Source organism: Hymenobacter chitinivorans DSM 11115 (genome assembly GCF_002797555.1).
GTDB classification, from domain to species: domain Bacteria; phylum Bacteroidota; class Bacteroidia; order Cytophagales; family Hymenobacteraceae; genus Hymenobacter; species Hymenobacter chitinivorans.
In genome coordinates this window covers 312,152-332,387 of record NZ_PGFA01000004.1, presented here as the reverse complement: position 1 = coordinate 332,387, position 20,236 = coordinate 312,152, and the positions used below count along the sequence as shown (strand labels likewise).

Sequence of the window (20,236 nt, the reverse complement as noted above, 5' to 3'; positions counted from 1 at the left end):
CGGCGCCCCACAACCAACGGCGGCCCTGGGCAAAAAAGCCCGCTACGGCCAGCCTAACCGACCTTTTGAGCCGGAAGGAGCTGGGCCTGAACCGGGCTTGGGAAAACCGGAAGCGGTCCGCTGGCACCGTCGAAGCTGACTTTTTCAGCCTTGCTTCCCTGCAAAAAGCCGTAACTTGCTGACCAGTCTTGCCTTCAACATCACCTGCTTCAGTGTCGTCCATTTCTTCTGTTACCCGTTTTTCCCGCCCGTTTCTCCCCGCTCTGGGCCTGCTGTTCTCCCTCGCCTTTGCTAGCTGCGGCACCCGCTCCGACGGCGAATCGGCCGATACCAAGGCCACGGCCGAAGTGCCCACCAAGCCCGTCGTTATCGACAGCGCGGCCCTGAAAAAGCAGGCCATGCTGCGCGACTCGCTCAAGGCCGACTCCATCGTGCGCAAAAGCGGGCAGCTGCCGGGCGCCATCCTGCCGGGCAAGCGCATTGTAGCTTTCTACGGCAACATTCGCTCGAAAGGCATGGGTATTCTGGGCCGGGAGCCCAAGGAGCAGATGTTCCGCAAGTTTGAGAAAGTCCTGGCCGAGTGGCAGGCCGCCGACCCCAGCATCCCGGTGCAGCCCGCCCTGCACAACGTGACCATCACCGCCCAGGGTACCGCCGGCAAGGACGGCAAATGGCGCCTGATGAACTCCAAGGCCACCATCGAGGAAGTTATTTCCTGGGCCCGCGAGCATAAGTGCATCCTGTTCCTGGACGTGCAGCCCGGCCACAGCACCCTGGAAGCCGAGCTGCCCAAGCTGGAGCAGTACCTCAAGCAGCCCGATATTCACCTCGGCATCGACCCTGAATTCTCGCTGGCCACCATGCCCGGCATCCGGCCCAACCAGCGCATCGGCACCCTCGACGCCAAGGACGTGAACTTCACCATCAACTTCCTGGCCCGCATCGTGAGCGAGAATAACCTCCCGCCCAAGGTGCTGACGGTGCACCGCTTCACGCGGAAAATGCTCACCAACTACAAAAACATCAAGCTCGACCCGCGCGTGCAGGTCGTGATGCACATGGACGGCCACGGTGAGCCCACCCTGAAAAAGGACTCCTACCACGACTACATCCAGACCGAGCCGGTGCAGTACACGGGCTTCAAGCTGTTCTACGAGTACGACCCCAAGCCCAAGCCCCACCACCTGATGACCCCGGTGGAAGTTCTGACCCAGCTCACCCCCAAGCCTCTCTACATCCAGTACCAATAGTAGTGAAGTTGTGAAATGGTGAGTTGTCGTTCTGGCGCTTGTCTTACCTATCGAAAAGCCCCGTCGTGCTGCACGACGGGGCTTTTTTGTTGGAGCCGGATGAAGTGCGCCTTCTGCGTCGCCGTTTTCGGCCACCGCCACAGGGCGTGCTGGCTGGTCAGCAGGTGCTTCCATAACTCCGGTAGCCCGTGCTGACCAGCCAAGAGGCCCTTGTTGAGTAGGCGGGAGGCATTTTTGCAATTCATGTAGCTCCTCCTGTCTACCCGGGAGGGGCTTTTGTAAATAGTGTAGCGCCTCTCGAGTAGACGGGAAGCACTTTTGTAAACAGTGTAGCCCTCCCTGCGTACTCGGGAAGCACTTTTGTAGTTTGTGCAGCCCTTCCCGAGTAAACGGGAGGCGCTTTTCGAATACGACAAGGCTTCCTTGAGCAAGTGAGTGGCCCGCTCAAACCAAGTGGAGTGCCCACCCGGTAGGGCCGACGCAGTGCAGGAACACAAAAAGCCCTTTCCCGCATAAGCGGAAAAGGGCTTTTAGCCGTTGGCAGGAGCTGTAGTGGGTTAGGTGAGGAAGGTCCTTCGGCTCCGCCTCAGGATGACAGCCGAAAGAAGAACGTCAAACTCACCATTTCACCACCTCACCGCTAGTGCGCGGCGTTGAGGTCGATTTTCTCACTGGTCTTGGCGCGCTTGATGAGCAGCACCAACGGCAGGCAAACCACGAAGAACAGGCCAATCATGGAAAACACCTGGGAGTAGGTGATGATGGATACCTGCTTCATCAGAATGCCTTCCAGGGCGGCGTAAGCCTGCTTTTGGGCCTGGTCGAAGGAAAAGCCGCGCGACATGAAGTTGGCCGTGAAAGCCTGAATCCGCTGCACGGTGTTGGTATCGTAGAGCGAGATGTGAGCCAGCGGACTGATACGGTTCTGGGCAATGCTGCGCTCCAGGTAGGTACCCACGATGGCCACCCCAAACGAGCCGCCGAGCTGGCGGATCATGCCGGTGAGGCCGGCGGCCTGGCCCGCGTCTTTGCCCTTGAGGCCCGCCAAGCTCATGGTGGTGATGGGCAGGAAAATCAGGCCCATGCCCAGGCCGCGCACCATCAGGGGCCAGAAGAAGTCGGACTCCCCGGCCGTGGGCGAAATAATCTGGGCCATCCAGAAGGTGAAGACGAAGAAGATCAGGAAGCCCACCGGAATCATGAACTTCTGGGGCACGCCCGCCTGCAGCATCCGCCCGATGACGGGCATCATGAAGCCCGAAGCCAGAGCCCCGGGCAACAGCATGAACCCGGTTTGGGCCGCCGAAAAGCCCAGAATGCGCTGGGTGAAAATGGGGAAGATGAACACCGAAGCAAACATGCCGAAGCCCAGCACGAACGAGAGCACCGCGCCCACGGCCAGGTTACGGCTCTTGCCCAGCACCCGCAAATCCACGATGGGCTGCTTGGCCGTCAGCTCCCGCCACACGAAGCCGATCAGGCCGATGGCGGCCAGCACGGCGAAGCTGTTGATGTAGGTGCTTTCAAACCAGTCCTCGGTTTCGCCCTGCTCCAGCACCAGCTGCAACGAGCCCACGCCCAGAATCAGCAGGAAAATACCGGCCCAGTCGATTTCGCGCAGGGGCCGCGGAATGGCGTTTTTGATCCGCTCGGGGTCCCGGATAAACAGGATGGTGAAAATAGCGGCCAGCACGCCCACAGGCACGTTGACATAGAAAATCCAGGGCCAGTCGTAGTTGTCCACGATGTAGCCGCCCAGCGTGGGGCCGATAGTGGGGCCAATGATGACGCCCATGCCGAACAAAGCCTGCCCCAGCGGAAGCTGCTTGGGCGGGAAGGTGTCAATCAGAATAGCCTGGGACGTGGCCATCAAGGCGCCGCCCCCGATGCCCTGCACGAAGCGGAAGGCCACCAGCTCCCAGATGTTGGTGCTTTGGCCGCAAGCCATGGAGGCCAGCGTGAAGATGACCACCGACACGAAGTAGTAGTTGCGGCGGCCAAACTGCTCGGCCAGGAAGCCCGTCATCGGGATTACAATTACGTTGGCAATGCCGTAGGAGGCAATTACCCAGGTCACCTCCTGCTGGGTCGCCGAGAGGTTACCCATCATTTGGGTGAGCGCCACGTTCACGATACTCGTGTCGATGAGCTCCAATAAGCAGCAGAGCACCACCGTAATGACGATGATCCACTTGGTAAATCCAGTTTCCATGCGGTGAGATGGTGAAGTTGTGAAATGGTGAAGTTGTGCGTTCTTAATTGGTTAGATTAGAAGCGCTACTTCTTATCACCTATTTATATGGACGTATTATCGGCCAATTTGCTATCCTTCAATGAAGACTTGAGAGGCCGAACTAAGCAAGCCGCGTTACGAGTAATCTATCTTTTTCAGCACCTGCCTCGCACGGGTGAGGCAGCTATTATTGGTAAGCAATTATTGCGCTCAGCCACTTCGGTAGCCGCCAATTTTCGAGCTTCTTGTCGGGGCCGCTCATCGGCCGAGTGGTACGCCAAGCTATGTATTTGCGTAGAGGAAGCTGATGAAACTTTGTTCTGGCTGGAGCTGCTGGGCGATGCCAATATTGTAGCAAAAAGCCGCATGACGGCCTTACAGAAAGAGTATGGAGAAATCCTTTCCATTCTAGCTTCCATTCGCAAGAAAGCTAAGCAGCAGAGCAAGTCATGAAAGGTGAGATTGAGTTTCTTGCCTAAGCAACAAGCCACAATTTCACCTTTCACAATTTCACCATCTCACTATTTCACCTTAACGGTAGCCGTCACGCTCATGCCGGCGCGCAGGGGATGGTCGGGGTCAACCTTGTCGAGGGCAATTTTGACCGGTACGCGCTGGGTTACTTTCACGAAGTTACCCGAGGCGTTGTCGGGGGGCAGCAGGGCGAAGCGGGCCCCGGTAGCGGCCGACAGCGACTCGATATGGCCCTCAAACTCCTCGTTGGGGTAGGCATCCACTTCCACGGCTACCGGCTGGCCCACTTTCATGTTTTCCAGCTGGGTTTCCTTGAAGTTGGCAATAACCCAGGTCCGCTCGGAGGCTACCAGGCCCATGAGCTGCTGACCGGGCGCTACAACCTGGCCGGGCTGCACGTTCTTGCGGCTCACCACGCCATTGGCCGGGGCTACGATAGTGGTGTAGCTGAGCTGCAACTTGGCGTTGTCGAGGTCGGCCTGGCGCTGTTTCACCACGGCCTGGGCTACGGCTACCTGCTGCTGGGCGGCGGCCACCTGCTGGCGGGCCACGCCTACCTGCTGCTGGGCCGTGGCGCGCTGGGCGCTGGTCGACTTCAGGTTAGCCTGCACGGCGTCGTACTCGCTCTGAGGGATGATGTCCTCCTTGCGCAGGAAGGCGCTGCGCTTCAGGTCTTTTTCGAGGCGGGCACGGTTGGCATCACTCACGCCAATGGTGGCCGAAGCCGCACTGACGTTGGCCGAAGCCGTACCCACGGCGGCCCGGGCCGCTACCACGTTGGCCTGAGCCGCAGCCAGGGCCGCTTCAGCAGCATTGATGCGCTGCTGGTAGTCGGCCGGGTCGAGGGTTACGAGCACGTCGCCCTTCTTCACGGTCTGGTTGTCTTCTACCTTCACCGTCAGCACGGGGCCGGCCACGCGGGGCAGCACGGGGTAAATGTCGCCTTCAACCTGGGCGTCATCGGTTTCTTCGTGGGTTTGGCCAAACTGATAACGCTGGTAGCCAAAATACCCGCCAACTAGCAATATGAGGGCTAAAACAAGGAAAATAATGGGGCGCTTCGAGCGGCCCGACTGCTCTTCCACTTCCGGCTCGTAGGCGGGAGCCGAAGTGGGGTGAGGTGCCGTGGCCTGATCTTGGTGAACGGGAGTTGCCATGGAAATGGGTCGGTAAGTAGTTGTTCGTTGAGTTGAGGTTGAAGCGGAAAGCCGAGGTTGCTGGCTGTTCCTCAGGCAGACTTCCGGTATTCGCCGGAGCTCTGCGTGTTGACGAGCAGGGTGGCGCACGGGGCGGTGCGCACCACGGCTTCGGCGGTGCTGCCCATCAGAAAGCGGGTCAGCCCGGTTTGGCCGTGTGCTCCTATTACGATTAAATCGGCGGCGTGGCGACGGGCGGCGGCCACGATTTCGGGGGCCGCCTCACCCCGCAACACGCTGGTAGTGACTTGGGCGCCTAGCTGTTCGGCCGCGGCCCGGTGGTGGGCCATCTGGGCGGCCAGGGCCAGGTCGGTGCTGTCGGTGGCCAGGGCCGGCTGCGGCAGCACGTGCAGCAGCCGCAGCTCAGCCTTTGCCCCCGCCGCCAGGGTAGCCGCATACGCCACCAACGACGCCGTAGCCACCGAGAAGTCAATTGGGCAAAAAATGAGCGAAAGTGTCATAACTGGTGAAGTGGGGAATGAGTGAATGAGTGAAGTGGTATGGGAGGAAATATTCGATGGGTGCAGTACCGTACCGGAGGCTACTTCACTCATTCACCATTTCACTCATTCACCGCTACCAAATCTGCTCGCCGGTGGCGCGCTTGAGCTGGTATTGGCCGAGGGTGTAGTTGTAGATGGCCTGCAGGCGGGCCAGGCGGGCCTGGGCCAGGGAGGTTTCGGCGTCCAGCACGTCGAGGTTGGAGCCAACGCCGTAGCGGTAGCGGGCCTGGGCCCGGGTCAGGGCGTCGGAGGCCTGCGAAATCTGGAGCTGGGAGTTTTCGTAGCGGGCGGTGCTGGCCTGCATGTTGTTGGCGGCCTGCCGCACATCGGCCCGGATTTGCTCCTGGGTGTCCTGGATGCGCGACTGAGCCCCACGGATATTGGCCAGGGCTTCAACCCGCTGGTTTTTGTTCTTGTTGCCGTCGTAAATCGGCACGTTCAGCTGCACCACGCCCACCGTGTTGGGCCGAATCCGGTTGAGCTCGGGCTGGTAGCCGTTTTTGGCCCCCACCTGTCCGCCGATACCGAGCACGGGCATGTTGCTGCGCTCAATGAGCTTGAGGTTAAGGTTGGCTGTTTGCTCGGCGTCGCGGGCCAGCTTCACCTCCGGGCGGTTTTCCACGGCCTGGTTCAGGGCCGCATTCACGTCCACGGCCTGGGGGTTGTAGGTGAAAGCTCCGCGGACGGGCACATTCACGTATTCGGGCTTGTGGAGCAGGCGGGCCAGCTGCACCTGCTGGTTCTGGAGCTGGTTTACCAGGTCGATGCGGGTGTTCTGGGCCTGGGTGATGCGCACCTGGGTGGTCGTCACGTCAAACTTGGTGCTCACGCCGCCTTCCACGCGCTTTTCCATTTCGCGCTGGTGCTGGCGCAGGGAGGCAATTTGGGCATCCTGCACCTTGATACTCTCGCGCACAAACAGAATGTTGTAGTACACCTGCGCGGCCGAGTACGCCAGGTCGCGCCGGGTCACGTTGATGTTGTCAACGGCGGTGATACGGCGGCTTTCGGCCAGGTTATAGGTTGCATCCTTCTTGCCGAAGTCGAGCAGCCCGTACTGCAGCGTAATGTGGGCGTCGTAGTTGTTGTTGGGCTGAAACTGGAAGGCCGGCGCGTCGGGCGCAATTTGCAGCTTCACGACCGGGTCGATACGGGTGTAGGTAGCCGTGCCCGTCACCTGGGGCAAAAAGCCGCCCCGGCTCTGGGTTACCCGGCTGGTGGCCGCGTTTACCTCTTCTTCGAGGGTGGTAATAGCGGGGTTGGCGTCTAATACCGAGCGGATGGTGCCGTCTAAGGAAAGAGAATCGGAAATAATCGGGCCCTGCGCGTGGGCCGCACCGGCTACCGAAACCAGCCCGAGGGCGAGAAGCGGAACGGCAATTGTTGGTCGGGAAAGCATCAGAATACGACTTGTTGGTGAGCGGCCTTTACCTAACCTTGTGCCAACCCATTAAAGCCGGATTAATTTTTCTGAAAATCGGCCCTGGTAGCGTAGAATCAAGGTTTATTTTTTTGTTAACTGGGTTTGAAAACTATGCGGAGGATGGACTGTTATCCTGATATTTCAGGAAATCCTAAAAACAAATCCTGATATTTCAGGAATAACCGACAACTATGCCTAACCAGGATGAATCCTTGCTGCTGTATCTGAACGAGGCTATTGCTACTACTCGGAGTAAGGAAAAGCTGTTTCAGATTGTCACCGAAAAACTCCGGCTAATATTTCCCTTCGACATGATTGCCGTGGTGACTTTCGACGCTACGCACCAGTTTAAGCGCCTATTTATGCGCGACTACATGGGCGACGTGCCGCCCTACGCCGAACAGATGGCCCAGGCTACGCCGGTAGCCGGCTCGCCCACTGAGTTGTTCGTGCGGGACCCGCACGTGCAGGTGGTCGACATCCGGGAGCTGGCCTCCGACTACCCGGAGTTTATGCCTTTCTTGCTCATGCAGCAGCGGGGTATTTTCTTCTCCACCTTCGTGCCCCTGCGCACCGGTGGGCAGCTCATCGGCCTGCTCTCGATGGCGGCCCGACGCCGGCCCGAGCTTACCCTGGAGGATTTTACCCTGCTCGAAAAGATTGGTAGCCTGGTCGCCGTGGCCGTCAGCAACACGATGGCCTACGAGGAAGTGGCCCGGCGGGAGCGGGAAAAGTCCTTGCAGCTCACGGTAAACAACGCCCTACTCAGCCGCAAAGACCGGGCGGCCCTGTTTCTGACCGTCGCCGAGGAAATTGACCGGATTGTGGCCATCGACTACTTCGGCGTCCGGATACGGCGGCCGGCCACGGGCACCCAGGGCTTCGTGGAATTCTCGAAGCAGCCCGACGGCACATTTTTGCTCCTGGATGAAAGCCGCTGGGAAGGCGTGCCCGAGCGGGAACAGATGCAGGCCGAAATCATCGGGGCCTTCACCGAACCGGTTATCTTTACCGGGCCCGAATTTGAGCTGGCCGCCCGGCGCTACCGCATGCTGCAGTACGCTATGGAAAAAAACGGCACCCGCTCGATGCTGGGCGTACCGCTCTGGAACAAGGGCGAGCATGCCGCAGCCCTGGTGCTGGCCGCCCGCCGCCCCGACGCCTTCACCGCCGACGACCTGGCCCTGGTGATGAGCCTGGCCCCGCAAATCACGCTGGCCATGCAGAACCTGTACGCCTTCGAGCAGATTGAAGCGCTACGGGCCCAGCTGGAGCGGGAAAAAACCTACCTCATCGACGAAATCAACACCACGGCCAAGTTCGAGGACTTCGTGGGCCAGAGCGCCATCATGCAGCAGGTCCAGACCCGCATCAGCCAAGTGGCCCCCACCGATACCACGGTGCTGATTACGGGTGAAACCGGCACGGGCAAGGAGCTGGTGGCCCGGGCCCTGCACAACCTGTCGCCCCGGCAGGAACGGGCCCTGATTAAGCTTAACTGCGCCGCTTTGCCCGCTCAGCTTATCGAGAGTGAGCTGTTTGGGCACGAGAAAGGCGCCTTTACCGGGGCCCACGACCGGCGCATCGGCAAGTTTGAGCTGGCCGACGGCGGCACTATTTTCCTGGATGAAGTAGGCGAGCTGCCCCTTGATTTGCAGGCCAAACTGCTGCGGGTACTCCAGGAAAAGGAGTTTGAGCGAATCGGGGGGCGGCGCGTGATTCACACCGACGTGCGCGTTATTGCGGCCACCAACCGGGTGCTAGAAGACGAGGTAGCCGCGGGCCGTTTCCGCGCCGACTTGTACTACCGGCTCAACGTGTTTCCCATCCGGCTACCGGCGTTGCGGGAGCGGCCCGAGGATATCGAGCCCCTGATGCGCCACTTTCTGGAGCGGTTTACCAAGCAGATGGGCAAGCCCGTGCGCGGCCTGCGGGAGCGGGACTTGCGGGCCATGCAGCAGTACGCCTGGCCCGGCAACGTGCGGGAGCTGGAACACGTGCTGGAGCAGGCCGTCATTGTAAGCCAGGGCCCGTTTCTGGAGTTTGCCGGCTTTTCGGCCGCCGCAGCCCAGGCCGGGCCGTCGTTGTCGTTTCTGGAGCAGAACCAGCCGCTCAAAACCCTCAAGGAGCAGGAACGGGACCATATCCTGGCGGCCCTGAAGCGCACTGGTGGCCGGGTGAGCGGCCCCAACGGCGCGGCGGCCATCCTCGATATCAACGCCAAAACGCTGGAAGCCCGGATGAAAAAGCTCGGTATCCGGCGCGAGCACCAGGTAGCCGAATAAGCAGCAACGCGCACTTACTGAATCGCCGCGCCGCGGCTAGCTGCCGAACCCGGGGCGGTTTATTAGCGTTTTGCGTGTACTTTCCGACCTGATGCCCGACTCCGCCGCCCCGTTTACGCCCGCCCAGCTTACCCGTGACCATGTGCTGCGCGCCCTGCGCCAGATTGACCGGGAAAGCCAGCCGCTGCCGCCTAGCACGGTGTACGATTTGGTGTACAAAGGCCGGCGCTACCCGCCGCGGCCGGTGCTGCAGCTGGCCTTCCGCCTGGCCAGCGGGCAGCCCGACGCCGCTCTACCCCTGCTGGCCGGCAACCCCACCAACAACCTGCTGGAGCGCCTCGACTTTACGGTGACCACTAAGCGGCCGGTGCTGGCCAACTCGCCCCACGACGGCGAGCTGGCCGCCCAGGAAGCCATGCAGGAGCTTTACACCGGCAACGGGCACGAACCGGTAGCCGCCAAGCCCGCCAAGAAACCCGCGGCCGTGGCCGCTGAGCCCCTGGTGCCCTACGAGCTGCCGCCAGCTTTGCCCTATACCCGGGACCAGGCCCTGCAAGAGCTGTTTATTTCGGCCCAAACGCTGGACCAGGCCCAGGCGGCCCTGCAGCGGCGGCGCAACCTGATCCTGCAGGGCCCGCCGGGCACGGGCAAAACGTTTCTGGCCCGCCGCCTGGCCTGGCTGGGGCTGGGCAGCACCGATGCGCGCCGCATCGAGCTGGTGCAGTTTCACCCCAGCTACAGCTACGAAGACTTTATCCAGGGCTTCCGGCCCGACGCTACCGGAGCCTTTCGGCTGACGCCGGGCGTGCTGCTCGACCTGTGCCGCCGGGCCGCCCAGGAGCCCGGCCAGCCCTACTTTCTGCTGATTGACGAAATCAACCGGGGTAACGTGAGCCGGATTTTTGGGGAACTGCTGCTCTTGCTCGAAGCCGATAAGCGCGGGCCGCACAACGCCGTGCGCCTGCCCTACGCCCCGCCCGAAGCCGCCCGGTTTTTCGTGCCCGACAACCTCTTCGTTATCGGCACGATGAACACGGCCGACCGGTCGTTGGCGCCCCTGGACTACGCCCTGCGCCGCCGCTTTGCCTTTCTGCCCCTGCCCCCCGAGTTTGGCGCCCCACTCCAGGAGTTTCTGGCGGCGCAGCAAGTACCACCCGCCGTTATCAGCCGCGTAGTGGCCCGCCTCACGGAGCTCAACCAAGCCATAACCGACGACCCCGAGCTGGGCCCCGACTTTCAGCTCGGCCACAGCTACTTCTGCCAGCCGCCGACTGACCCGGCCGCAGCCCCGGCCTGGCTCGACGCCGTTCTGACCCAGGAAATTGCGCCTTTGCTCGATGAGTACTGGCTCGACCAGCCCGCCAAGGCCGCCGCCCACCGCAAAAAGCTGCTGCGGCCCTAGCACCGGTATGATTCCGATTCAGAACCTGTACTACCTGCTCTGCTACGCCTGGAACCGCCTGCCCGAGCAAGTGGAGCTGCAGGCCATAACCGCGGCCCCGTTTCATAAGCCCCTGGAGTTGCTGACTCAGGTACTGCTTTCGGGCACCCAGCGCCTGCTGCGCCACGGCCTGGAAACGGCCTACACTGAGCGCGAAGAAGAACTGCCCGAGCTGCGGGGCCGGCTGCTGCTGGCGCCTTCGCTCAGCCGGGACTTGCTGCGCCGGGGCCGGGCCGTGTGCGCCTACGACGAGCTAGGGCCCAACACGCCGTTCAACCAGCTCCTGCTGGGCCAGCTTGAGCAGCTCGGCCGCACCCGCAGTCTGCCCACGGCCTTGCGCCAGCAAGTGCGGGTGGTGCAGCGGCGCTTTCCGGCTTCCATCACGCCCACGGCTTGTACCAGGCACACGCTGCGGCAGGTCCGGCGGCTCCGCCTTTCGGGCCGGGAAGCTTTTCTACTCAATATCTGCACCCTGCTGCACGACAGCGCCCTGCCCGCCCCCGACGCGGCTGGGCGCGCCCGGTTTCGGGATTTCCGGCGCGACGAGCGGCTCATGGCCCAGCTCTTTGAGGCCTTTGTGCGCAACTTTTACCGCCACGAGCAGCGCTACTTCCGGGTACTGTCCGAAACCATAGCCTGGCAGGCCGCCGCCGAGCAGCCCACCGATATGGCCCTGCTGCCGGTGATGATAACCGACACCACCCTGGAAGCCCCCGAGCGCAAAATCATCCTCGACACGAAGTACTACACCGCGGCTCTGCGCCCGCGCTATGACCAGCAGAAGCTCATTTCGCCCCACCTCTACCAGCTCTACGCCTACTTACAGAATCAGCCGGCCCTGCCCGGGCAGCAGCTCGAAGGCATCCTGCTCTACCCCGCCGCCCAACAGGAAGTAGCGGCCCGCTACACCCTGGGCGGCTTTCCCGTGCGCGTCGTTACCATCGACCTCAACCAGCCTTGGCCCGGCATCGCCGCCGATCTGCTGGCGCTGATTCGGTGAACTTGTGAACTGGTGAACTGGTGAGTTGTCGTTCTTCGACTCGTGTCATGGCGGAGCGCAGTCGTAGCCAGCCGTCCTCTGCCCGTGACAAATGCCCTATTATCAGAAAGCCCTTTATTCCAGTTGGAGTAAAGGGCTTTTCACGTAGAACACTCCGCTCATTTCAGCGGACGGATGGCCACGGCTGCGGCTGCGCCATGACACGTTTTTTCATTTCTCACATTCCCCACATTCAACCTCATTTTGCACATTAAGCATTAGCAATTCTCCTCATTAGCACCTGAGCACATTCCCCTCCTTCACCTTTTCTTCACTTCGTGCAGCCTGCCCGCGGCAACGTGGTCTATTGAAATTGAATTTTTCTGCATTTCTGCCTAAACTGCTTCCCCTTCTTCTATCTAAAACTCTACCCCTTGAAACGACGCGACTTTGTCGGGCTGACCAGCTTAGCGGCCGGCGCCCTGTTCCTGCCCAGTTTCCCCGGTTTCGGTGGCACTCCGGTTGACCCGGAGCGGCTGCTGGAAGGCGTGGACCCCGCCCTGAAAAAGCGTCTGGCCGACGCCGCCCTGAACGCGGCTAAGTCGGCGGGGGCCTCCTACGCCGACGTGCGCATCGGGCGCTACCTGAATCAGAGCATCTTCACCCGCGAAAAGCAGGTCCAGAACATTGCCAGCGGCGAGAGTTTCGGGGCCGGGGTGCGGGTGCTGGCCAACGGTACCTGGGGCTTCGCGGCCACCAACACCGTAACCGAAGCCGGCCTGGCCAAAGCCGCCCAACTGGCCGTCCAGATTGCCAAGGCCAATTCTAAAGTACAGAAGGACAAGGTGAACCTGGCCCCGCAGAAAGGCTACGGCGAGGTGAGCTGGAAAACCCCGATTGTGCAGAACGCCTTCGAGGTGCCCATTGCCCAGAAAGTAGAACTCATGCTGGCCGCCAACGCCAAAGCCCTCGACAACGGCGCCAACTTCGTCAACTCGGCCCTGTTCCAGATCAACGAGCAGAAGTACTTCGCCAGCACCGACGGCTCCTACATCGACCAGGACGTGCACCGCATCTGGCCCACGTTCGGCGTGACGGCCGTGGACCGCACCACCGGCAAGTTCCGGACCCGCGAAGCCCTGAGCGCCCCCATGGGCATGGGCTACGAGTACCTGATGCCCAAGGCCGCCGACAAGATTGCCGGCCCCAGCGGCACGGGCCTGATTGGCTACAAAAACAGCTACGACATGCTGGAAGACGCGGCCCTGGCCGCCCAGCAGGCCAAAGGCAAGCTCACGGCCAAGTCGGTGACGCCGGGCAAGTACGACATCGTGCTCGACCCCAACCACCTGGGCCTGACCATCCACGAAAGCATCGGGCACGCCACCGAGCTGGACCGCGTGCTGGGCTACGAGGCCAACTACGCCGGTACCTCGTTTGCCACTCTGGAGTGGAAAAAGCAGAACAAGCCCTACGGCTCGAAGCTGGTCAACATCATTGCCGACAAAACCCAGCCCGGCTCCCTGGGCGCGGTGGGCTACGACGACGAGGGCGTCAAAACCAAGCAGTGGGACATCATCAAGGACGGCATGCTGGTGGACTACCAGAAAATCCGGGACCAGGCGCCCATCGTGGGCCAGAATGAGTCGGATGGCTGCTGCTACGCCCAGTCGTGGCAGGATGTGCAGTTCCAGCGCATGGCCAATATCAGCCTCAAGCCCGGCACCCAGAAGATGAGCGTCGACGACATGATTAAGGGCGTCGACAAGGGCATCTACATTGCCGGCCGCGGCTCGTTCAGCATCGACCAGCAGCGCTACAACTTCCAGTTTGGCGGCACGGTGTTCTACGCCATTGAGAAGGGCAAAATTGCCGGCATGCTCGAGGATGTTGCCTACCAGGCTAATACCCAGGAATTCTGGAACAGCTGCGCGGCCATCTGCGACGAGTCGGACTACCGCCTGTTCGGCTCCTTCTTCGACGGCAAAGGCCAGCCGCCCCAGGTGTCGGCCGTGAGCCACGGCTCCGCCACCACCCGCTTCAACGGCGTCAACATCATCAATACGGCCCGTAAGATCGGGTAATATTTAATGTGCTCAGGTGCTAATGTGACTAATGTGTTTTTTTCGACTGGCTTGGTTCCGAAGTAATGAAGTCGTCTGATTCGATGCCGGCCGATAATCCCATCGTCCGCATTTCCTTCGACTTCGCTCTGCAGACATTAGCTTATGTTCAGGAACTAGAGCAGGTGCGGCGCTTCGTCATTGCGCAGCAACTGTTACGCAGCGGTACTTCTATTGGGGCCAATGTGCGCGAAGCCCAGCACGCCGAAAGCCGGGCCGACTTCGTCCACAAGTGCAAAGTAGCCGCCAAGGAAGCCGCCGAAACGGAATATTGGCTCCTGCTCTGCAAGCACACACCTTCCTATCCGGAGCCACCAGCGGAATTGTTTGCCACTCTCCTTGATATCCAACGGCTTCTGTCCCGAATTATCAGCAGCAGCAAGGCCAACGGCATCACTCCAAGTTGAAAAGCACATTATCCATTAGCACATCAGCACCTTCCCACATCAGCACATTAACCAACATGGCAATACTATCCAAAGACGAAGCCCAGACCATCCTGAAAAAGGTGCTGGGTTTTAGCACGGCCAATGAGTGCGAGGCCACGCTAACGGGGCAGGTGGGCGGCAACGTCCGCTCGGCCCGCAACGCCATCAGCACCGCCGGCGCCGTCGAAAACGTGCAGCTGATTGTAGAATCCCGGTTTGGCAAACGCAGCGGCATAGCCACTTGCAACGAGTTTGACGACGCCACCCTGCGCCGTTGCGTGCAGCGGGCCGAGGAAATTGCGAAGCTCGCCCCCGAAAGCCCCGAATACATGCCCATGCTCGGGGCCCAGCAGTACCTCGACGGCTCCAAGGCCTTTGCCCAGAACACGGCCAACATTACGCCCGACTACCGCGCCCAGCAAACGGCGGCCAGCCTGCAGCTCTGCGAAAAGCGCAAGCTCTCCTCGGCCGGCTTCCTGACCGACAACGCCAGCTTCGTGGCCAAGCGCAACAGCAAGGGCCTCGAAGCCTACCAGGCGGCCACCAACCTGGAATACTCCGTGACGGTGCGCACCCCCGACGGTACCGGCTCGGGCTACGCCACGGCCGACTACAACGACATCAGCAAGTTTGACGCCGGCCGCCTAACCCAGATTGCGGCCGATAAAGCTTCCGGCTCGGTGAATGCCAAAGCCATTGAGCCCGGCAAGTACACCGTCATTCTGGAGCCGGCGGCCCTGGTGGCCAACACCGACGCTTCGCTGCTACAGGCCCTGATGGGCGCCATGGACGCCCGCTCGGCCGACGAAGGCCGCAGCTTCCTGAGCAAGAAAGGCGGCGGCAACAAGAAAGGTGAAAAGCTGTTCGACGAGCGGGTTACCATCTACTCCGACCCCACCAGCCTCGACATTCCCGACCTGGTATTCTCCGGCGACGGCCGCCCGCAGAAAAAGGTGACCTGGATTGAGAAAGGCGTGGTCAAGAACCTGTACACCTCGCGCTTCTGGGCCCAGAAAGCCGGTATTCCCGACATTCCGCCGCCCGGCGGCTGGATTATGGAAGGCGGCACCCAGAGCGTGCAGGACATGATTAAGGGCACCCAGAAAGGTATTCTGGTGACCCGCCTGTGGTACATCCGCCCCGTGGATCCGCAGACGCTGCTCTACACCGGCCTGACCCGGGACGGAACGTTCTACATCGAGAACGGCAAGATCAAGCACCCGGTGAAGAACTTCCGCTTCAACGAAAGCCCCATCATCATGCTCAACAACCTGGAGGCCATTGGCAAGCCCCAGCGCGTGGGCGGCAACATGGTGCCCCCGCTGAAAATCCGGGACTTTACCTTCACCAGCCTCTCCGACGCGGTGTAAATACGTTTCGAGAAAGCCCCAAAAAAGCCCCGTATTCCGGCCGGAATACGGGGCTTTTTTGGGGTTTAGCCAGTTGCTTATTTCTTGCCGAACAAGTAGCCCACCGAGCCCTAAATGACGCGGTTGTGCAGGCCGCCGAGGCCGAGCTGCTTGCGGAAAGCCCGCTCGGCGGCATCGTCGTTGATGTCGCTCAGGCCGTAATTGAGGCGTAGGTCGACGACGAAGCCCCCGGCCGTTTCGACGCCAATGCCGCCTACTACGCCGCCCTCCACCGATTTGTAGGTACCCGTGCCGGAGCCCAGCAACACGCCCAGCTGCGGGCCTACGTTTACGTAGAACGCGCCGCCGATGTACTGGCGCAGCAGCACGGGCACGTTCAGGTAATAGATTTTGCGGGTTTCCGTGGCGCCGTTGCGCAGCTCCAGGTCGGCGCCCTGCCCGCTGATGAGGGCTTCGAGCTGCACGGTGAAGTGCTGCTTGGTAGGCGCCAGCCGCAGCATGGGGCCGGCCACGAAGTCGGTGCGGAACTTGGAATTGGCGTTAATCACGCCGTCGAGGGTGGCCACCGAGGCGCCAGCCTTGAGGCCCAGCTTGGTGCCTTCGCCCGACTGGGCCGCGGCGGGCAGCGCCACCAGGGCCAGGGCGCAAGCACTGTAAAAGAGTACGTTTGGGGTCATATAGCGGAAGAATAAACGCGACAAAGCACGGCTATTCCCCGCAGAAATCCAACCCGGGCGCCGGGGCTAGTCGCCGGGGAGCTGGAAGCTGGCGTACACCTGAAACACGCGGTTTTTGAGCTGCGGATCATTCACGCCCTGCACCGACTTAACCTTGTTGATATCGTTCATGCCGGCGTTGAAACGGGCGCCCAGGGCAAAGCCCAGGGGCAGCTTGACGCCCGCCCCCACGGCAAAGCCCAGGTCGAGCTTCTTGTAGTCGTTCCAGGAGCTCCGGTCGTTGCTGGCAATCTGCACCTCCCCGTTGCCTTCCTGGCTGACGACCATCACGCCGTCTTCCCGGGCCTTGAGCAGAAAGCCCACCTGCGGCCCGGCTTCGGCGTACACCGGGCCCAGGGTTACTTTGGCCAGCACCGGCAGGTTGAGGTAGTGCAGCTTGGAGCGGTAGTTAACCAGGTCCGACTTCCGCTCGGTGCCCTGCAGGGAGTAAAGCAGTTCGGGCTGAATGGAGAGAATCGGGTCAATGACCTTCATTTCGTAGAAAATACCGGCGTGGTAGGACGTTTGGTAGGTGGCGTCGGTGCCCACGGTGCCCTGGAGCACGGCCGCGTTGAGGCCCGCTTTTACGCCGAGCTGAGCGTGGGCCGAAGCCGCAAAAAAGACACTAAAGAGAAATACAGCCGCAAGTCGTTTCATAGCAAGTAGGAGTGAAAAAGAGAGTGGATATAGTCGTAAGAGCCCTAACGGCGGCTTTACCCCTATTCGTACGCTCATTTTTTCCGGAAGGCTGTGGCCGAGCCCGTTTTTCGGGGCGGGTACCTCACTCCCCGGCAGGACAGGCCGCCGCGGGGCACTAGCCAGTGGAAGTTGCTGCCACGTACTTGCGTAAAGACAACTTCCGATAGGAACCTGCTCCTACGCATTGCGGTAGAAGCAACTTCCTATGGAAAGTTGACTGGCCGTATTGGTGTAAGCGCAGTTGCAGCGGGAAGTTGGCTAACCGTACTTGCGGAGGAGGTAATTCCGCCAGCAGGTGGTGGCTGGTTCCGCCAGCAGGCCGTCACGTATTTTCGGGGGGCCAAGCCACCTTAGGCTCGTCAAAGTGTCCTTAGCCCGTTGTTCTTTCGCCGCTTCGCTTTTTTCATCCCTGCATGCCCGTTCCGTTTACCTTCGTGCGCCTTCAGTACCGCTCCGGCGACTGGGATGGGGTGGACGAAAGAATGCCCGCCAACCTACTGCACTCCCTGATTCAGTACACCACGGTGCCCGTCAACCAGAAAGAAAAGGCCGTGGCCCTGGACAGCCCGGAGCTGTTCAACTACCCGTTCTGCTACCTCTCGGGGCACCGGCTAGTGCAGTTTTCGGCCCAGGAAAAAAAGAACTTCGTGCAGTACGTGCGCAATGGCGGCTTCGTGTTCGTCGACGACTGCAACCACGATATTGACGGGCTCTTTGCGCGCTCCTTCGAGGAGCAGATGCGGCAGTGCTTCGGGGCCGGGGCCCTGAAGAAGATTGCCAAAAACCACCCCATCTACTCGCAGTTCTTCAAGTTTCCGGACGGCCCGCCGCCCACTTCCTTCGAGCTCAATGGCTGGGGCGACGACCTGGTGCACGATTACCTCAAGGGCATCGAAATTGACGGCAAGCTGCGGGTGCTCTACTCCAACAAGGACTACGGCTGCGAGTGGGACTACGACTTCCGCAACAAACGCTTCCTGGCCGAAGACAATACTAAGTTCGGCGTCAATATCCTGCTCTACGCCCTGACGGCCTAAAATTCCCTACTCCTTCCAAGCACAACTTTGCGCCTACCGCTGCGAGAAATACTATTTGCATGACTGAACAAGACGTACGCCACCTGCTGGCCAAGCTGCCGCCGCTGCGGGAGGAAATCGGTAAAATCATCGTGGGCCAGCAGCAGGTGCTGGACGAGGTGCTGGTGGCACTGCTGGCCGGCGGCCACGCCCTGCTTGAAGGCGTGCCGGGCCTGGCCAAAACCCTGCTCGTGCGCACCCTGGCCTCGGCCACCGACCTGCCCTTCCGCCGCATCCAGTTCACCCCCGACCTGATGCCGACCGATATTCTGGGCACCGAGGTGCTGGAGGAAGACCACGGCACCGGCCACCGCTCCTTTAAGTTCAACCAGGGCCCCATCTTCGCCAGCCTGGTCTTGGCCGACGAAATCAACCGGACGCCGCCCAAAACCCAGGCCGCCCTGCTCGAAGCCATGCAGGAAGGCCACGTGACCTACGCCGGTCAGGAGCACGCCCTGCCCAAGCCCTTCTTTCTGCTGGCCACCCAAAACCCGATTGAGCAAAGCGGCACCTACCCCCTGCCCGAGGCCCAGCTCGACCGGTTTCTGCTTTACATCCGCATTGGCTACCCCACCGAGCAGGAAGAGCTGGCCGTGCTTAGCGGCACCACCGGCGCGGCCCGGGCCGAGGTGAAGCCCGTGCTGGGCGGCGAGGATATCCGCCAATTGCAGCAGCTCGTGCGCCAGGTGAGCCTGAGTCCCGAGCTGCTGGGTTTCGTCAACCGCCTGGTGCGCGCCACCCGGCCGGCGACGTCGCCGGTGAAGTTTATTCAGGAATACGGCCGTTGGGGCGCGGGTCCCCGGGCCGGACAAGCCCTTATTTTGTGCGCCAAAGCCCGGGCCCTGCTGCAAGGCCGCTTCGCCGCTACCCTGGACGACATTCACACTCTGGCTCCGCCGGTATTGCGCCACCGGGTGCTGCTCAACTTCAACGCCGAAGCCGAAAACCTCACCCCCGACGACGCCGTGGCGGCATTGCTGCGGGACGTGGTGGTGTAGTTGCTAGTTGTTAGGTGTCGGTTGTTAGGTCGTTCTTATCACGAACACCTAACAACCGACACCTGACAACTAACAACCAACAACTGACAACTAACCAAAGAATGCTGACTCCCGAACTTCTTCATGCGCTCCACAACCTGCCACTGGCGGCCAAACAGGCGGCCGAGGGCTTTTTGGCGGGCCAGCACCTGAGCCGGCGCCGCGGGGCGGGCATGGAGTTCAGCCAGTACCGGCCCTACCAGCCCGGCGACGACCTGCGCCGCCTCGACTGGCGCCTGGCCGCCCGCTCCGACCGGTACTATATCCGCGAGTCGGAAGTGGATACCAGCCTCACGGTGCATCTGCTGCTCGACGCCAGCGCCTCGATGAACCACCGCGACGACAACGGCCTGACCAAGCTCGACTACGGCCGGCTGCTGCTGGCGGCGTTGGCTTACCTTGCCCAAAACCAGGGGGATGCCGTGTCGCTGAGCATTCTGCACCCCGCGGGCCTGGTGCACCTGCCCGCCCGCGCCGACGCCCGTCAATTGCCCCGCCTCTACCAGGCCCTGCAAAATACGACTGGCGCTGGCCGCTTTCCCGAGGCCACCCAGCTGGCCCCGCTCCTGGCCCGCCGCCAGCGCGCCCTGACCGTGTGCGTGAGTGATTTGTACGAGGAGCAAAGCGAAATAAACGCCTTGCTGACCCGCTTGCGCACCGTAGCCGGGGAGGTGCTGCTGCTGCATTTGATGGCCGGCAACGAGCTGGCCTTCAGCTACCGGGGCGCCGTCACGTTCGAAGACCTGGAAACCGGCCAGACCCTGCAGCTCAACGCCGAAGACCAGCGCCGCCCCTACCAGGAGCAATTGCAGCAGTGGCTGCGCAGCACCGCCCACACGGCCCGCCGCCAGGGCTTCGACTACTTCCAGCTCAGCACCGCCGAGCCGCTGGATGGGGCCCTGCGGGAATTTTTGCGCCGCCGCCAAGCCACTTCCGGCCACTAGCCGGTGTCTTTGCGCCGCCGGCCGGTTCCGGGCCGTATTCTTTCTTTCGATTTTTAACC

General features: G+C 61.4%; 17 protein-coding genes. 11 read left to right on the top strand and 6 right to left on the bottom strand.

The window, feature by feature from the left end; all coding sequences use genetic code 11:
- Positions 1 to 212: 212 nt before the first annotated feature.
- Entirely contained in the window at positions 213 to 1,250 is a 1,038-nt protein-coding gene (locus CLV45_RS21370; RefSeq protein ID WP_211289986.1) for a hypothetical protein, read from the top strand.
- A 640-nt stretch (positions 1,251 to 1,890) separates the two neighbouring features.
- On the opposite strand, the gene CLV45_RS21360 is transcribed toward CLV45_RS21370, so the two are convergent.
- Positions 1,891 to 3,462 carry a DHA2 family efflux MFS transporter permease subunit gene (locus CLV45_RS21360; protein ID WP_100338517.1) on the bottom strand — a complete coding sequence of 524 codons (1,572 nt, stop codon included), beginning with the start codon at positions 3,460 to 3,462 and terminating at the stop codon, positions 1,891 to 1,893.
- An 87-nt stretch (positions 3,463 to 3,549) separates the two neighbouring features.
- Here CLV45_RS21360 and CLV45_RS21355 point away from each other — a divergent pair, with 87 nt between their 5' ends.
- Positions 3,550 to 3,936 carry a four helix bundle protein gene (locus CLV45_RS21355; protein ID WP_100338516.1) on the top strand — a complete coding sequence of 129 codons (387 nt, stop codon included), beginning with the start codon at positions 3,550 to 3,552 and terminating at the stop codon, positions 3,934 to 3,936.
- 68 nt (positions 3,937 to 4,004) lie between these two features.
- Here the strand turns inward: CLV45_RS21355 and CLV45_RS21350 are convergent, their stop codons facing one another.
- The 3 genes from CLV45_RS21350 to CLV45_RS21340 form a co-directional block, all read right to left on the bottom strand.
- Positions 4,005 to 5,114 (bottom strand): HlyD family secretion protein, encoded by a 1,110-nt coding sequence (locus tag CLV45_RS21350; protein ID WP_100338515.1) that lies wholly within the window; start codon positions 5,112 to 5,114, stop codon positions 4,005 to 4,007.
- Positions 5,115 to 5,185: 71 nt separating this feature from the next.
- Positions 5,186 to 5,614, bottom strand: a complete 429-nt coding sequence (locus tag CLV45_RS21345) for a universal stress protein (RefSeq protein ID WP_100338514.1) — start codon at positions 5,612 to 5,614, stop codon at positions 5,186 to 5,188.
- A gap of 115 nt (positions 5,615 to 5,729) precedes the next feature.
- Positions 5,730 to 7,055, bottom strand: coding sequence for a TolC family protein (locus CLV45_RS21340; RefSeq protein ID WP_100338513.1), 1,326 nt, complete (start codon positions 7,053 to 7,055; stop codon positions 5,730 to 5,732).
- A gap of 215 nt (positions 7,056 to 7,270) precedes the next feature.
- On the opposite strand from CLV45_RS21340, the gene CLV45_RS21335 reads away from it, so the two are divergent.
- The 6 genes from CLV45_RS21335 to CLV45_RS21310 all read left to right on the top strand — a co-directional run bounded on the left by CLV45_RS21335 (position 7,271) and on the right by CLV45_RS21310 (position 15,705).
- Positions 7,271 to 9,364 carry a sigma-54-dependent Fis family transcriptional regulator gene (locus CLV45_RS21335; protein ID WP_100338512.1) on the top strand — a complete coding sequence of 698 codons (2,094 nt, stop codon included), beginning with the start codon at positions 7,271 to 7,273 and terminating at the stop codon, positions 9,362 to 9,364.
- A 91-nt stretch (positions 9,365 to 9,455) separates the two neighbouring features.
- Positions 9,456 to 10,766, top strand: coding sequence for an AAA family ATPase (locus CLV45_RS25085; protein ID WP_170061918.1), 1,311 nt, complete (start codon positions 9,456 to 9,458; stop codon positions 10,764 to 10,766).
- Positions 10,767 to 10,773: 7 nt separating this feature from the next.
- Positions 10,774 to 11,805 (top strand): 5-methylcytosine restriction system specificity protein McrC, encoded by a 1,032-nt coding sequence (locus CLV45_RS21325; protein WP_157807715.1) that lies wholly within the window; start codon positions 10,774 to 10,776, stop codon positions 11,803 to 11,805.
- Between the two features lie 413 nt (positions 11,806 to 12,218).
- A complete protein-coding gene (locus CLV45_RS21320; protein ID WP_100338510.1) occupies positions 12,219 to 13,868 on the top strand; it encodes a TldD/PmbA family protein in 1,650 nt (549 codons plus the stop codon).
- A gap of 65 nt (positions 13,869 to 13,933) precedes the next feature.
- Positions 13,934 to 14,314 carry a four helix bundle protein gene (locus CLV45_RS21315; protein ID WP_245882944.1) on the top strand — a complete coding sequence of 127 codons (381 nt, stop codon included), beginning with the start codon at positions 13,934 to 13,936 and terminating at the stop codon, positions 14,312 to 14,314.
- A 56-nt stretch (positions 14,315 to 14,370) separates the two neighbouring features.
- On the top strand, positions 14,371 to 15,705 hold the full coding sequence (locus CLV45_RS21310) for a TldD/PmbA family protein (RefSeq protein WP_100338509.1): 1,335 nt from the start codon (positions 14,371 to 14,373) through the stop codon (positions 15,703 to 15,705).
- A 110-nt stretch (positions 15,706 to 15,815) separates the two neighbouring features.
- Here the strand turns inward: CLV45_RS21310 and CLV45_RS21305 are convergent, their stop codons facing one another.
- Together CLV45_RS21305 and CLV45_RS21300 are read right to left on the bottom strand one after the other, a co-directional pair.
- Positions 15,816 to 16,382, bottom strand: coding sequence for an outer membrane beta-barrel protein (locus CLV45_RS21305; protein WP_100338508.1), 567 nt, complete (start codon positions 16,380 to 16,382; stop codon positions 15,816 to 15,818).
- A 66-nt stretch (positions 16,383 to 16,448) separates the two neighbouring features.
- Complete coding sequence (locus CLV45_RS21300; RefSeq protein WP_157807714.1) at positions 16,449 to 17,078, bottom strand: porin family protein; 630 nt, start codon at positions 17,076 to 17,078, stop codon at positions 16,449 to 16,451.
- Between the two features lie 455 nt (positions 17,079 to 17,533).
- Between CLV45_RS21300 and CLV45_RS21295 the strand changes: the two genes are divergently transcribed.
- The 3 genes from CLV45_RS21295 to CLV45_RS21285 all read left to right on the top strand — a co-directional run bounded on the left by CLV45_RS21295 (position 17,534) and on the right by CLV45_RS21285 (position 20,177).
- Positions 17,534 to 18,157: a DUF4159 domain-containing protein gene (locus CLV45_RS21295; protein WP_100338506.1), complete on the top strand. Its 624-nt coding sequence runs from the start codon at positions 17,534 to 17,536 to the stop codon at positions 18,155 to 18,157.
- Between the two features lie 59 nt (positions 18,158 to 18,216).
- Positions 18,217 to 19,194 carry an AAA family ATPase gene (locus tag CLV45_RS21290; protein WP_100338505.1) on the top strand — a complete coding sequence of 326 codons (978 nt, stop codon included), beginning with the start codon at positions 18,217 to 18,219 and terminating at the stop codon, positions 19,192 to 19,194.
- Positions 19,195 to 19,295: 101 nt separating this feature from the next.
- Positions 19,296 to 20,177, top strand: coding sequence for a DUF58 domain-containing protein (locus tag CLV45_RS21285; RefSeq protein ID WP_100338504.1), 882 nt, complete (start codon positions 19,296 to 19,298; stop codon positions 20,175 to 20,177).
- Positions 20,178 to 20,236: the final 59 nt, after the last annotated feature.